General features: G+C 56.1%; 8 protein-coding genes. 7 read left to right on the plus strand and 1 reads right to left on the minus strand.

Annotation, left to right across the window (positions count from 1 at the left end; translation table 11 throughout):
• The first annotated feature begins 46 nt into the window (after positions 1-46).
• On the plus strand, positions 47-1,741 hold the full coding sequence (locus IEW06_RS17220; protein ID WP_187731613.1) for an MFS transporter: 1,695 nt from the start codon (positions 47-49) through the stop codon (positions 1,739-1,741).
• Between the two features lie 73 nt (positions 1,742-1,814).
• On the opposite strand, the gene IEW06_RS17225 is transcribed toward IEW06_RS17220, so the two are convergent.
• Positions 1,815-2,996, minus strand: a complete 1,182-nt coding sequence (locus IEW06_RS17225) for an OpgC family protein (RefSeq protein ID WP_187731612.1) — start codon at positions 2,994-2,996, stop codon at positions 1,815-1,817.
• Positions 2,997-3,452: 456 nt separating this feature from the next.
• Between IEW06_RS17225 and IEW06_RS17230 the strand changes: the two genes are divergently transcribed.
• The 6 genes from IEW06_RS17230 (at position 3,453) to IEW06_RS17255 (ending at position 14,009) form a co-directional block, all read left to right on the plus strand.
• Positions 3,453-6,800 carry an efflux RND transporter permease subunit gene (locus tag IEW06_RS17230; RefSeq protein ID WP_262891926.1) on the plus strand — a complete coding sequence of 1,116 codons (3,348 nt, stop codon included), beginning with the start codon at positions 3,453-3,455 and terminating at the stop codon, positions 6,798-6,800.
• A gap of 68 nt (positions 6,801-6,868) precedes the next feature.
• Positions 6,869-8,365, plus strand: a complete 1,497-nt coding sequence (locus IEW06_RS17235) for an efflux RND transporter periplasmic adaptor subunit (RefSeq protein WP_188548647.1) — start codon at positions 6,869-6,871, stop codon at positions 8,363-8,365.
• Positions 8,366-8,465: 100 nt separating this feature from the next.
• Positions 8,466-9,881, plus strand: a complete 1,416-nt coding sequence (locus tag IEW06_RS17240; protein WP_188548648.1) for an efflux transporter outer membrane subunit — start codon at positions 8,466-8,468, stop codon at positions 9,879-9,881.
• A 75-nt stretch (positions 9,882-9,956) separates the two neighbouring features.
• Positions 9,957-11,747 carry an ABC transporter ATP-binding protein gene (locus IEW06_RS17245; RefSeq protein ID WP_188548649.1) on the plus strand — a complete coding sequence of 597 codons (1,791 nt, stop codon included), beginning with the start codon at positions 9,957-9,959 and terminating at the stop codon, positions 11,745-11,747.
• A gap of 362 nt (positions 11,748-12,109) precedes the next feature.
• Positions 12,110-12,997, plus strand: a complete 888-nt coding sequence (locus IEW06_RS17250; protein WP_188548650.1) for a M48 family metalloprotease — start codon at positions 12,110-12,112, stop codon at positions 12,995-12,997.
• A 112-nt stretch (positions 12,998-13,109) separates the two neighbouring features.
• Positions 13,110-14,009, plus strand: coding sequence for a PhzF family phenazine biosynthesis protein (locus tag IEW06_RS17255; protein ID WP_187731607.1), 900 nt, complete (start codon positions 13,110-13,112; stop codon positions 14,007-14,009).
• Positions 14,010-14,022 lie beyond the last annotated feature (13 nt).

The raw sequence follows: 14,022 nt of genomic DNA on the forward strand, positions 1-14,022 counted from the left end.
GCTGACAGGTTCGCCTGCGCCCGGCTTAGCTTCAGATTTGCCCCCCATGCCTGCTTCCACTACGCTCACCCAGCCTACGCCTACGTCTCCCTTCGCGCCCCTGCGGATTCCGTTTTTTCGGATGCTCTGGATAGCGTCGTTTGTGTCCAACATCGGTACCTGGATGCAGAACGTGGGCGCCGTGGGCCTGATGACGGACCTGACGCCTTCGCCCGTGCTGGTTGCCTTACTCCAAACGGCTTCGGCCCTGCCCGTATTCCTGCTCAGCCTGCCGGCCGGCGCTCTGGCCGATCTCGTGGATCGGCGGCGGATGCTGCTTTTCACTCAAACCTGGATGGCATCGGTAGGACTGCTTCTGGCCCTGCTCACGCTCATGGGCCTGACCACGCCCTGGCTGCTGTTGCTGCTTACGTTTATGCTGGGCCTGGGCGGCGCGCTGAATAATCCGGTGTGGCAGACCGTAACGCCCGAGCTGGTGCCCCGCTCCGAGCTGCCCCAGGCCATTGCCCTGAATAGCGTGAGCTTCAATCTGGCGCGGGCGTTTGGGCCGGCTTTAGGGGGCATTGTAATTGGCTATTACTCAGCCGGGGGGGCTTTTTTGATTAACGGACTATCCTTTCTGGCTACTATCTATATGGTGTGGCGCTGGAAGCGCGAGCCCCAAGCCACCTCCACGCTGGCCACGGAGCGGGTAGTAGCTGCTATTCGGGGTGGTATCCGCTACGCCCGGTTTGCGCCGCCGGTGCAGCGTATTCTGGTGCGGGGCGTCAGCTTTACTTTCGGGGCCAGCGCCCTGCTGGCGCTCATGCCGGCCGTAGTTTCCCAACGGCTTCAGCTGCCTACTTCTTTCTACTCCACGCTGCTTTCGTGCATGGGCCTGGGAGCCGTTATTGGGGCGGTTGTGCTGCCTCGTCTCAACCGTGGCCTCACCATCGACCACCGCGTGACGCTTGCTACTATTGCCTTTGCGATGGGCTTGCTGGGGCTGGCTTTTGCTGATAACTACTGGCTGCTTTATGGCTTGCTGGTGCTGGTAGGACTGGCTTGGATGCTGGTGCTTAATTCCTTCAGCGTGGGCGTACAAACCGTGGTGCCGCGCTGGGTTCAGGCCCGCACCATCAGCCTGTACTTGCTTACTATTCAGGGCGGTATGGCTCTGGGCAGCGTGGTATGGGGAACGGTGGCTTCGCAGTGGGGTCTGCCTGTTGCATTATCCGGGGCGGCTATCTGGCTGGGACTGAGCACGCTGCTGGTGTTCCGGTATTCACTTATCAATGCTCCGGAAAGCCTCGACTTCACTCCCGCGCGCCAGCGCCCAACGCCCGTGCTGGCCGAAGATGAGCCGGCCCCGGATGCCGGCCCCATCATCATCACGACCACCTACCGCGTTGCCCCCTCCGACCGCGCCGCTTTCGCGGCTCTCATGGAGGAGCTAAGCCGTATCCGCCGCCGTGAAGGGGCTATCCGCGTTGGTCTCTACGCCGATCTGGCCGACCCCACCCGCATGGTAGAATACTTTATGGTGGAGTCGTGGGAAGAGTATGAGCAGCTTCACGACCGGGGTGTAAGCCGGGAAGAGGCCGAAATAAAGAATCGTGCCCGGGAGCTGCATATCGGCCCCGACATGCCCTATGTAGCCCGTTTGCTGGCTCAGCACCCCGAGCCGGCCCAGCCACTCCGCGTAATGGTGCCGGGCAGCACCCGCCACATCGCCAGCACCGCCGGCGAGACGTCGGCTTAGTCATTCAAAGCATCTACGCCGCCTGTTTTTTCAATTTTCTACACAAAGCAAATGACTTTGAAATATGACCTCTCTAGACCATCTGTTTATAGTCCTGTGTTAAAACACTAGCACTTGTCAACCAATCTTCGCTGGGTGCAGGCTTTATATCACTTCTATTAAATCTATAAGCCTTTTTACTTAAAAGAATAGGAGCTAAGTACAAGGCAGGCAACGCGATAAAAAGAAGCATTATCGAAGATAATGGGTAGATAAATAAATGATTAGATATTTGATAAAAGTAAATATTGCTTAACACTTCATTTAAAGGCTTAAAGACAACTATGAAAACTACATGAAATGAAAACACTTCCAGTGAATATTGCCCTAAATAACAAATAGGTTTAAACGTAAACCATTCGCTTTTTTTGGAGCAAACTAATATTATAATTGAAATAAGTGCTAAACAATTAAGAAGCCTTACTGGTCCCAATACATCTCTCAAAAACAAATTTTCAAATCCACTTAAATCAATATGACTACGTTTTATTGCAAAAAGCGTCAAACAAATGGCTAATGACAGCACAAGTGTGACTTTGCTTTGCATGAGCTGCTTTGCCTTACCAGAACAATAAGCAAATCCAGCAAACACGCCTAAAAAGAAAAGGAGTTGCCATGACAAAAGATTAAAGAAGCCGGTATTTACATCTCCGATTTGTGTTATAGTATCTAAAGAAGTTAACCCTTTAATGACAGGAAGCAGGTAAATCGCAATTGAACATGTCACTAATTGCCACTTATATCCTCTTTTAAGATATTTAATCACCATTGGCACAAACAGTATAAAAATCATATACATAGGCAATATATCCATCTGAGCAGGCTGATATAATAATAGCGCACTTAGGGCAATAGCAATAAAGGGCTTTTGAGATAACAAGCCGTAATCATTTATCCAGTATTCATTCAAACCATAGCCAAACAGTAGAGCAACTAGAGCACAAAGCAATATACCTGTATGATTCTTGTAGATTAACCAGGCTCTTTTCTTTACTGCTTCATTGACAAAAGCTTCGCCCTTATCATTCATTTTACGGGTATAGACTATACCTGCCGTTAATCCTGATAAAAACACGAAGCCCTCAGCCGCAGTTACCCACCCAACAAACTCGTATGTAAAGTATTTGATTACGTCATTTCCGGATAGAAAATGATCTACCGTTATCAATATCAATAGAATACCTCTAAAGAAATCGAGTTGAAGACTCCTTCTCATAGTTATATTATTAACCTAACAGTTATAATTTTTCCTCTAAATAAGGGTTAAATATGGTTCTTTGGAAATATTATTTTTTATAAGACGATAATCAGTTGACGTTTAACTTTTTAAAGTTAGATCATAGGAAGGTTTTTATCAATAAAAAAATTTACAGACAGTTAGCAGGGGCCTACGCGCCTTAAACAAGCACGAGCAAACACGGCGCAGGTAAGACTACAGCCACGTAATCATTTTTGCATTTTTCAAAGTTAAAGTAGGGAGGAGAGATACTCACGTTTTAGCTTCATCTCCAACCTTCCGGCCTGTAAGGGGTTGGTAATCTGAATTTGCCCCCCATAAGCTATTTCTATTGGTCTGAACAGCTACGAATACATACCTCGACAGCACGGCCCACCGCCACTGCTATTTATCGGGGCCTTGCTTATTCCTTATTCTATAGTCTAGCCTATGTGGATGGTTCGTTTGGCGCTTTCGCGTCCGTATACCTTTATCGTTATGGCCCTAGTGATTCTGGCGGGGGGCATTTTGACCATCTTCACCATGGCGGTGGATATTTTTCCCGAAGTCAACATTCCAGTGGTGGGCGTGGTGTGGAGCTATTCGGGCATGAGCGCCGAAGAAATGAACCAGCGCGTGCTCAACGTGAATCAGCGCGTGTACACGACTACGGTCAACAACATTGAGCACCTCGAATCGCGCGCTATTAAAGGCGTTGGCATCATCAAAGTATTCTTCCAGCCCGGCACCGACCCTGACGCGGGCGTAGCCCAGCTCACGGCCATTACGGCAACCCTCATTCGGGGCTTGCCCCAGGGAATTGGCCCCCCGCTGATTATTCGCTACTCGGCGGCCAACGTGCCCATCGCCCAGGCCAGCCTTTCGTCCCAAACCCTCGGTGAAGCCGACCTCTACGATGCCAGCCGCTCCTTCGTGCGGCCGGGCCTGGCGGTAGTGAAAGGTGCCTCGCTGCTGGTGCCCAATGGGGGCCGATCCAAGCAGATCATGGTTGATCTGAAGCCTGATGCGCTGGCAGGCAAAGGCCTTTCCGGCAATGATGTGGTGAATGCGCTGACCGCGCAGAACGTGATTCTGCCCGCTGGCACGGCCAAAATCGGGGACCGGGAATACGACGTGCGCCTCAACAGCAGCCCCGAGCTGATTGCTACCCTCAACGATCTGCCCGTGAAGGTGGTAAACGGCATCACGGTGTATATCCGCGACGTGGCGTTTGTGCACGAGGGCGCGGCCGTTCAAACCAATATTGTGCGCCAGGATGGGCTGCGCACTGCCGTTATTCCCATCCTGAAAAGCGGACTTGCCAGCACGCTTGATGTAATTGATGGTATCAAAAAAGAGCTGCCTGATGTAGTGGCCACTTCGCCGGAAGGCTTGAATGTGAAGCTGCTGTTTGATCAATCTTTCTTCGTGCGCTCGTCCATTTCGGGGGTGGCGGTAGAAGGCTGCGTGGCGGCGGCTCTCACCGGCATCATGATTCTGCTGTTTCTAGGCTCGTGGCGCTCCACGCTCATTATTACCATCTCAATTCCGCTTTCGGTGCTGGTGACCATTATGCTGCTCCGCGCCTTTGGGCAGACGCTTAACATCATGACCCTGAGCGGCATTGCCCTTTCCATCGGCAATCTGGTGGACGACGCGACGGTGGAAATCGAGAACATTCACCGCAACATGGGCATGGGCAAAGGAGTGAAGAAATCTATTCTGGACAGTGCCTCCCAGGTGGCACTGCCAGCGCTGGTTTCCACGCTGGGTCTGGCCATTGTGTTTGTCCCGATTTTCTTTCTCTCGGGCGTATCGGCCGACATTTTTACGCCGCTGGCGCTCACGGTTATTTTCGTGCTGTTCGTGTCGTATTTCCTTTCCCGGACGCTGTTGCCCACGCTGGCCCGCGTGCTGCTGCGCAAGGAACTGCCCATTTACCACGAGCAAGGCCCTGAGGAAGTGCCCAGCGACCACCTACGCAACGGCAAAAAAGTAAGTGAGCGAGAAAAAGAGCTGGCCCAGCTGCGCCGTCAGCAAGTAGATGAGGAGCAGGCCGCCAATCTCGATGGTGAAGACGAAGAACAGCCCCTCACGGCCGAGGAAAAGGAGGGTGCCAAAACCATCCAGAAAAGCTGGGTCTGGCGGGCGCATCAGGCCTTTGAAAAACGGTTTGATAGGGTGCGCGAGGCTTACCAAAGTACGCTAAACTGGGCGCTCGACCACCGCAAAACCGTGGTTATTGGATTTACGGTGCTGTTTATTGGCTCTGGTTGCTTATATCCTTTTATTGGGCAGGATTTCTTTCCTAAAGTAGATGCCGGCCAAATGCGCCTGCATGTGCGCGCTCCTACCGGCACCCGCCTGGAAGAAACCGAACGGCGGTTTCGGGAGGTGGAAGGTATTATTCGGGAGGTAGTTCCAGCCGAAGAGCTGGAGCTGGTACTATCCAATATTGGCTTGCCGAGCATTCCGGTAAATCTGCTGCTGAGCGACAACCCCGTTATCAGCTCGGCTGATGGGGAGATTCTGGCTTCGCTGAAAAAAGGCCACGGTCCAACCCAGGATTATATCACCGAAATCAGGCGGCGCGTGCAGCGCGAGCACCCCGACCTGACCATCTTCTTTCAGCCCGCCGACATCGTGAACCAGACCTTGAACTTCGGTCTGCCCGCCCCCATCGACGTGCAAGTGACAGGCCGCGACATGGAGGTAAACGAGAAGGTAGCCAAGCAGCTTCAGCAGAAAATCGCGGCTATTCCGGGTGTGGTTGATGCGTTTATCTTTCAAATAAAAGCCCCCCAGATTCGCCTGGACGTGGATCGGGTGCGGGCCCAGCGGGCCGGCCTCAGCCAGGCCGACATTGCTGACAATGTGCTGGTTAACCTCAGCTCCAGCACTCAAACCGACCCCAACCAATGGCTTAACCCAGAGAGCGGCGTGAACTACACGGTGGCCGTGCAAACGCCCCCCAGAGAGCTTACCACGCTGGATGATGTGCGCACCATCGGCATCACCAGCCCTACGCAAACCCAGGCTCAGCTTTTAAGCAGCTTTGCCCAAACCCGCCGCGACCAGACCGATGCCGTGGTAAGCGACTATGACATTCAGCGCGTGGTAGATATCTACGCCAGCGTGGAGGGCCGCGACTTGGGCGGCGTGGCCACGGAAATCCGCAAAATCATTAAGGAAGCGAGCGAAAATCTGCCGAAAGGCACCACCATCGAGCTGCGCGGACAGGTGGAAAGCATGAAAACTTCCTTCACGGGTCTGGGCATTGGTTTGGCGGGCGCTATCCTGCTGCTCTACCTGCTGATGGTAGTCAACTTTCAGAGCTGGCTCGATCCGTTTATCATCATCACGGCGCTGCCGGGGGCCATTTCGGGTATGCTATGGATGCTGTTTGTTACCCAAACCACCTTCAGTGTGCCTTCGCTCATGGGCGCCATTATGTGTATCGGCATTGCCACGGCCAACAGTATTCTCGTCGTGTCATTTGCCAACGAGCGGCGCGAGGCCCAACCCGACCTCAGCCCCCGCGACGCGGCCATCGATGCGGGTGTTACCCGTCTGCGCCCGGTGCTGATGACGGCGCTGGCCGCCATCATCGGTCTGCTGCCGTTGTCGTTGGCGCTGGGCGAGGGTGGTGAACAAAACGCCCCCCTGGGCCGCGCAGTTATTGGCGGCCTGATCCTGGCCACGTTTACCACCTTGTTTTTCGTGCCGGTCGTATTTAGCTACTTCAAAAAGAAGCAGCTGGTAGCCGAAGAAAAAGAAGCCGAACAAGACCGCGTAGCCGCTTAAGCGCGCAATAGTCAAGCACTTATCATGATACCTGAAGCTCGCCGCTTCAAATAACGCTCTCCGCCCCTATGGCTATTATCTCCGACGACTATAAAGACCCGCCCAAGGACGACCCGCGCCCCGACGAGCCAACTGCGGACTCTGACCAGGATAATCGGCCTAAAAACGTTCAACAGCAGGCGGAGCCAGTCGACACGTTTGAGGGTAAAAAAGCCCCCCAGGCACCGTCGGAGGGAGATTGGAAGAGGTCTTCGCCGCCCAGCCCCAAAGCGGAAGATGGCAAAAAAGAAGCGAGTGAGTTGAAGGATGATAAGCAGGCAGAACCACACGATTCGGATGAGGAAGACCACGAAAAAAAGCCTCCCGGCAAGAAAAAGCGCCGCATCTGGCTGATCATGCTCGGCATCGGGGCCGTGTTTGGGGCCTTGCTGCTGACTGGTTTATTACCACGCCTGAGCAAAGACAAAAAGCGGAAAGAACAAGCCGAAAAAGACGCCAACGCGCTGACCATCGTAACCGTGGAGCCTGCTGCTGCCGCCCCCGACACCACCCGCGTAGAGCTGCCCGCCGACACCCGCTCCAACCGCGAGACCTTTGTATTTGCCCGTGCCAATGGCTTTGTAAAAACCTGGTACACAGATATCGGCGCCCGCGTAAAGCGCGGCCAGATTTTGGCGCTGCTCTCCACTCCCGAGCTCGACCAACAGGTAGCGCAGGCGCGGGCCAGTCTTAACCTGGCGCGCACTAGCTTCGAGCGGCTACGCAGTATTGAGCTGCCGGGGGCCATTTCGCAGCAGGAGCTGGATGAAGGTCGCGCCCAATACGAAGCCCAGCAAGCGGTGCTCAACGGGTTGCTCGCGCAGCAAGGGTTCCGGCGGGTTACGGCCCCATTTGGGGGTATTGTTACCCAGCGAAACGTGGAGGTCGGGTCCTTGGTATCAGCCAGCAACGCGGAGGGCACCCAGCTCTTCAAGATTGAGCAGACGGACACCCTGCGCGCCTTCGTCAACATTCCCCAGAACTTTGTTCCCGGCATCGAGCCCGGCATGACAACCGAGATTTTGGTGCCCGAATATCCCAACCGCACCTTCGCCGGCCGCGTAGCCCGCGATGCGGGGGCGCTGAACGAGGAAACGCGCACCCTGCTCACCCAGGTACAGGTACCCAACACTGATAAGCTGCTGCGGCCCGGCATGTTTGCGCAGGTTCGGTTTCAGCTGCCGCGCACCCGGCCCAGCGTTGTCATATCAGCTAATGCCTTGGTGCCTAGCGGCATCGAGCCACGCGTGGTGGTGGTCGCCAACAATAAGATTCGGTACCAGACAATCGTACCCGGCCGGGATTTTGGCGACCAGATAGAAGTAACAAAGGGGTTGAAAGGTGGAGAAATGCTGGTTGTGAATCCTATCGAAAGTCTGCGCGACGGCCAACAGGTAGAGGCCCGTAAGCCCAAGAAAGAAGACGAGAAACCCGGTAGCCAGTCAAAGCCCAAAGCGCCCGAGCGCCCCTACGACCCCGACCGGCCCCGCGTGGAAACGCCCGCCGATAAGAAATCAGATAAGTAACCGCCTGCCTGGGTTCATACCTTTTTCCTGTCCATTCTGCATGAGGCCCCTGCTCTACTCATATAGCTGTTACCTTCTGACGTTACTGTTACTCAGTAGCTTGGCCGGCTGCACCCGCGCCCCGCGCTACCAGGCCCCCGACGTAGCTTCTCCCCCCGCCTGGAAAAATGCCCCCCAGGCCGCCGCCGCGCCGCTGCCAGCTCCAGCACCCGCCACCGTGGCCCAGCAGCCAGCCATACCAGCCTGGTGGACGGTGTTTAATGACCCCGAACTGACCAAGCTGGCTGAACAGACGCTGGGGGGCAATTTTAGCCTCAAATCTGCGGTGGCCCGCGTTGATGAAGCCCGCGCTGCCATCCGGGTAGCCACGTCCACGCGCCAGCCCGAAGTCACGCTCGATCCGCAGGCCTATATCACCCGCCTCTCCGGTTTGCGGCCCGTGCCCTTTGCCCTGGGGGGCGAAAATGGTGGTGCCACCCCAACCAACGGCATTACCCAAACGCAGTATTATGTGCCGCTCAATGTGAGTTATGAGGTAGATGTATGGGGCCGTTTGCGCCGTGGTGTGCAAGCCGCCAGGGCCGAATCGGAGGCCAGCGAAGCCGAGCTACGCACCGTGCAGCTCAGCCTCACGGCCGATGGGGCTACCTACTACTTCGGCATTCGCGGCCTCGATGCGGAGCTGGCCGTGCTCGACAGCACGCTGCTGGCTCGGCGGCAAAGTCTGGCCCTTACCAACGCCCGCTTTACCGCCGGCGTCGACAATGAGATAGCCGTGCGCCGTGCCGAAACCGAATTGGCCACCGTGGAGGCCAGCTTGTTTGAGGCGCAGCGCCAGCGCAAAGGGCTTGAAGCCGCCTTGGCCACCGTCACCGGCCAAACCGCCAGCGCGTTTACGTTGGCGCCCCGGCGCGGGCCTCTAAATGCCCCCCAGGTTCCGGCTTCCGTTCCGGCCGCGCTGCTCACTACCCGCCCCGACCTGCTACAGGCTGAGCGCCTGCTTGCCGCCACCGACTCGCGCCTGGATGCGGCCCGCCTCGCCCGCCTGCCTACACTGCTCCTCAACGGCTTCATTGGGCCCCAGGCCGCCGACCTGCGTGATTTGCCCCGGATTTCGGACAACTACACCTACTACCTGGGCGGCGGCATTTCGATTCCGGTTTTCAACGGCGGCCGCTTGCGGGCCAACCAACAGATTGCGCAGGCTCGCTACGATGCGCAGGCGGCCGAATATCGTCAGAGGGCCCTGGTGGCTTTTAAGGAAGTGGAAACGGCGCTGGCCGATGTGCAGCAAACCGCTGCTCAGCTGGCCGCTCAGCAGCGCGCCCTCACGGCCGCCCGTCAGGCGGGGCGCCTCACCCTGGAGCGCTACCGCCGCGGTCTGGCCGATTATTTTCAAGTGGTCGATGCCGACCGCATTACGCTGAATGCGGCCCGCCAGCGGGTTCAGACGCAGGCTAATCAGCTGCGCTATACCGTACAGCTGGTGCGGGCTTTAGGCGGAAATTGGGAGTAAATTGGGTATTGCCTGAGGCTTTTCTTAAACTTCTACGCAGGCTCGAGGCTTTTCTGTCATAACTCTCCCCCTCCCATGCGCCTACTCTACTCATATCTGCGCCAATATCGAGGCTTATTGGCCTTGGCCTTAGCGCTGGCGGCCGTCAACCAGATCTTCTCCCTCCTCGACCCCTGGATTTTTCGCAAAATCATTGACCAGTACGTGGTGCAGCCCGGCGGCGAGCTGCACGACATCAATCCAAGCACTTTTATCCGGGGGGCAGGCCTGCTGATTCTGGCCGCAATGGGCGTGGCTATGGTGTCGCGCATCGCCAAAAACTTCCAGGATTACTACGTCAACGTCATCACCCAGCGCCTGGGCGCTCAGCTGTATTCCGATGGTCTTCGCCACTCGTTGGAGCTGCCTTATCAGGTATTCGAAGATCAACGCTCGGGGGAGACTCTGGGCAAGCTTCAGAAGGTGCGCTCCGACGTGGAGAAGCTGATTCAAAGCTTTGTAAACGTGCTGTTTACCTCGCTGGTGGGCATTATTTTCGTGGTCGTATATGCCATTACGGTGTACTGGGTTATTGCCCCGGTGTACTTTCTCACCATTCCGCTGCTGGGTATTCTGAGCTCTGTATTGAGCAAGAAAATCAAGGTAATACAGAAGACCATCGTGGCCGAAACCACCGCCTTGGCTGGGGCTACCACCGAGAGCCTGCGCAACATTGAGCTGGTCAAAAGCCTCGGGCTAGGTCAGCAGGAAACGCTGCGCCTCAATGCCACCACCGATAAGATTCTGAAGCTGGAGCTGAAGAAGGTGCGCTACATCCGCTCTTTATCGTTTATTCAGGGCACGTTCGTGAATCTGCTGCGCAATGGCATTCTGCTGCTTATGCTGTTTCTGGTGGTGAACGGGCGCATTACGGTGGGCGAGTTTTTCTCGCTCTTTATTTATTCGTTCTTCATTTTTGGCCCGTTGCAGGAGTTGGGCAACATCATCAATATCTATCGCGAAACGGAGGCTTCGCTGGCTAACTACCAGCAGATTCTGGACACGCCCAAGGAAGTGAAGCCCACCAACCCAAAACGCATTGAGCAAATCCAGACGCTCCGATTTGCTGATGTCCGGTTTCAGCATTTATCGGCCAATAACGCGGCGCTGGATGGTATTTCCTTCGATACCAAGCTCGGTGAAACCATTGCGTTCGTGGGGCCTTCTGGCTCAGGCAAAACCACGCTGGTGAAGCTGCTCGTGGGCCTTTATCCGCCCGCCAGCGGTCAGATCTTATATAACGACTTGCCCGGTACCGAACTGGACCTCGACCAATTGCGCGAACAGATCGGATTTGTAACGCAGGATACTCAGCTTTTCGCTGGCACCATCCGCGAAAACCTCCTGTTTGTGGCGCCCCAGGCCACCGACGAAGAGTGCGTGCGCGCCCTGCACCAAGCCGCCGCCGACTCGCTGCTGGCCCGCGCTCCGCAAGGTCTGGACACCGTTATTGGGGAAGGCGGCGTGAAGGTGTCGGGGGGCGAAAAGCAGCGCCTGAGCATCGCCAGGGCCCTGTTGCGCCGCCCAACTCTGCTGGTTTTCGACGAAGCTACCTCTTCCCTCGATTCACTCACCGAAGAAGAAATCAGCCAGACCGTGCGGGAGCTATCGGGCTCGCGCCAGCACATTACTATTCTCATTGCCCACCGCCTGAGCACCGTGCTTCACGCCGACCGCATTTATGTGCTGGAGCGCGGCCGCATCGCAGAGCAAGGCCGCCACGCCGAACTGCTGGCTACCAAAGGATTGTATTACGCCATGTGGCGTCAGCAGATTGGCGAACGCACAACCTCTACACCCACCGAAGGCATCCCGGCATTAGCGTAATCTTAGAACACAGATTAATCATTCAAGTATGTAACTAATAAATACCGTCATGCAGAGCGCAGCGAAGCATCTCGCGTGCTGATGCGGGATTACTAATCCCACTCACGCGAGATGCTTCGGCTCTGCCTCTGCATGATCGCCTCATTTATGACAACGGCCTTGCTAATGATGATATGCGTACTATAGGCTTCTCTCACGTAACCGCCTTATAGCTCGACAACTAAATTTTACTTTTTCTACGTTTTTCAAACGAAAAGCCCCCCAGACGACGTTATGATTTCGAACCGCTGACAAGCTGACTGCTTTGTGCCTCTGGCCGGAAAGTTGCCTTTGTAAAGCGTCAACTTTATCAAACTTTGTCTATGAAAACCAACCGCATCTTCCGCCGTTTTGCAGGCCTGTTGCTTGCTGGGGGGCTTTTTTTATCTGGTAACGCAGCTTCCGCCCAATCGAGTAATGGCGGCCAGCGCGACGTGCTGCGCGAAATCACGGATGTGGTCGGATTGAAGCCCCGCTTCGAGCTGCGCTCCACATCGGATGTGCAGAATGCGGCGGCTGTCGTCTACAACGGGCAGCGCTACTTGCTATACAACCCGCAGTTTGTGGGTGCCGTGAACCAAGCGGGCCGCACCGACTGGGCTGGCATTAGCATCCTTGCCCACGAGATGGGGCACCACCTCAATGGCCACACCCTGCGTGCCGGCGGCAGCAACCCCACCGATGAGTTGGAGGCCGATGAGTTTTCGGGGTTCGTGCTGCGCAAAATGGGCGCTAGCTTAGCCCAGGCTCAGGCTGCCATGGCCGTCATTGCCGACGATCAGGCTTCGGCCACGCACCCTGGCCGCCCTACCCGCCTCAAAGCCATTGGCGAGGGCTGGCAGCGCGCCAACGGGCAGATTGCAGCCAGCAGAAACGCTTCTGCTCCTTCTGCTGCTCCGGCCGTTTTAACCCAGCGCACCCCGCCTTCTACTCCGGTGCATACGGCCAGCAATACGGTCAGCGTGATTGGCAAAATTACCTTCCGCGATAACCCCGACGAGCAGTACTATCTCACGGATCGGCTGAGTGTAGTGCGCCTGGGGCGCAACAGCCGCTCGGCTGAGGTAGTCGGTCGCCTCACCCGCTCCAGCAGCCGCACATTTCCCTATGTACTCACTGATGGGCAGCAGCGCCGCTTATATGTAAGCGCTAATGGCGGCGTATATGACACCGACGGCGAGCAGGTGGGCCGCCTCTCCGACCCTTCGTAAGTATTGGTTGAGTTTTTGTCTAAAGCTAATTCCTCCCCCGGGGAATTAGCTTTTTTTTATATCTAACTCCCCGTACTCTTCCTACCTTAGAGGTTCCGTTCTTGCCGCGCCTATGCCCGTTTCTTACCCCTTTTTGCTTGTTGATGCTTTTACCCAAACAGCGCTAAGCGGCAATCCGTGTGCGGTGGTGTTTGATGCTGATGAACTTTCCCCGGAAACCATGCAGAAGGTAGCCCGCGAGTTCAACCAATCGGAAACAGTATTTGTGCGCCACTCAGCTACGGCCGATTTTGGGCTGCGCTACTTTACTCCGGCTGAAGAATTGCCGCTGGCGGGCCACCCTACCATTGCCGCCGTCACGGCCCTTATTTATGCGGGCCGACTGCCATTGGCGGGCATCCATACCACTCTGCAAATGGAGTTGCAGGAAGGCCCGATTCAGATTGATGTACTGGCCCCTGGGGGGCAAAAACCGACGCACGTCGTGATGACCCAGCGCCGCCCGGTATTTGGTGCCGTGCACGATCCAGAAGTGGTAATGCCCTTCTTTGGCCTCACCCCCGACGACCTTTACCCCGGCGCTCTTATCCAGACGGTGAGTACCGGCACACCGCAGCTTATGGTGCTGCTGCGCAACCACGACGCCCTGCGCCGCGCCACTCCCCCCGAGCCGGCTGCATTCCGTAAGTACCGCGCCTCCAGCGACTTCTTTAGTCCCCATTTGTTCTGTCTGGGGGGCGCTACAAAAGCCGGCCACACTTTCGCCCGCCACTTCGGCGTGCCCCCGGATACCATCGAAGATCCCGTTACGGGCTCCGCCACGGGTGGCATGGCAGCTTATCTGTGGCACTATCGCTACCTCGATACGCTCAATTTTGTGGCCGAGCAGGGTCATTGGCTCGATCGGCCCGGCACCGTGCAAGTCAGTGTCCGGGGCTCGCATGAATCCATTGAGATGGTGCAGATTGGTGGCACAGCCGTAGTGGTGGCCGTAGGCACCATGCGAATTTAAGGCAGACCTTTAG

The sequence above is a fragment of the Hymenobacter qilianensis genome, assembly GCF_014638675.1.
In the GTDB taxonomy this organism is placed as follows: Bacteria; Bacteroidota; Bacteroidia; order Cytophagales; family Hymenobacteraceae; genus Hymenobacter; species Hymenobacter qilianensis.